Here is a 1,272-nt window from a genome sequence, read left to right on the forward strand (position 1 = left end):
CTAGTGCCGGGTCAGGCAACCTTCGCCTTCTTGATGGTGGAGGCGCGCTTGATGACCTTGCGGAGCTTTGGGTCGGTGGTGTGCCGGTTTCGCCAGCCGATGTAGCGGCGGATCATGCGCGCCTGCTCGCGGTGGGTGGGGTGGTCGGTGCCGTCGAGGGTGAAGTAGCGCAGGGCAGTGAACTGCGCCTCGATGCGGTTGAGCCAGGAGCCGTAGAACGGGGTGTAGGCGATCTCGACGTTGTTCGCCTCGGCCCACGCCCCGACCCGGTCATCGCGGGTGGTCGACAGATGGGGGCTGAAGTTGTCGCAGACGATCGCGATCCGCACGTCGGCCGGGTAGAGCGAGCGCAGGTACCGGCAGAAGGCCAGGAACTGGGTGCGGCCCTTGCGGTGGGTGACGTGGCCGTAGAGCTTGTCGCGGGGCAGGTCGAGTGCGGCGAACAGGTGCCGCACGCCGTGCGGGCGGGTGTAGGTCGCCCGGCGTCGGCGCCGTCGCGGAGCAGTCGGGTCCCCGCGGCCGCTGGCCCGTGGCGCCCACTGCTTGCCCGGATGAGGCTGCAGGTTCAGCGGCCCGAACTCATCGACGCAGAACACGATCGTCGGGTCGTCCGGCCCGGGCTCGACGATCCCGTCGGCGATCGCGTAGAGCGCCAGCACCCGGCTGGTCTTGGCCTCGTAGTCCGGATCGGTGCTGGTCTTGAAGGTCTTCACGGCTTGAAAGCTGACGTCCTCGTCACGCAGGAGCAGGCGCAGGCCCTCGTGGGAGATGTCGTCGACCACCCCCTCGGCGACCAGGAAGTCGGCCAGCTTGGACAGGCTCCAGACCGAGAACGGCAGATCGTGATCGGCCGGGCGGCTCAGCGCGATCTGCTTGATCTGCTGACGTTGGGGCAGCGTGAACTTCGGTGGCCGACCGCCGGCGTAGCGCGGATACAGCGAATCGAACCCGTCGGCGTTGAAGTTGTGCAGCACGTCGCGGACCCGGTCGGGACTGGTGAAGGTGACCTCGGCAATCTTGGCCACCGGCATCCGCTGCGCGGAGAGCAGCACCATCTGCGCCCGCCGCCAGGTCACCACCGACCCGGTGCCGCGGCGCACGATGCGCAGCAGCCGCATGCCCTCGTCGTTGCTGATCGGCCGGACCTGCACGGGCTGGACCATCTCGCATCTCCTGCGGGGAAGTCAGGATCAGACGAGACAAGGCTGACCGGCACCGCCCCAGCCGAGAACCGGTCCTGCACCGGGCAAAGGTTGGCAGCCGCGGCACTAG

1 protein-coding gene is annotated in these 1,272 nt (G+C 68.4%); it reads right to left on the bottom strand.

Translation table 11 applies throughout. The features are described 5' to 3' along the window. Positions 1-11 precede the first annotated feature (11 nt). Positions 12-1,163, bottom strand: coding sequence for an IS630 family transposase (locus MY526_RS26935; protein WP_436705490.1), 1,152 nt, complete (start codon positions 1,161-1,163; stop codon positions 12-14). Positions 1,164-1,272 lie beyond the last annotated feature (109 nt).

This window comes from Geodermatophilus sp. CPCC 205761 (assembly GCF_051383655.1).
In the GTDB taxonomy this organism is placed as follows: domain Bacteria; phylum Actinomycetota; class Actinomycetes; order Mycobacteriales; family Geodermatophilaceae; genus Geodermatophilus.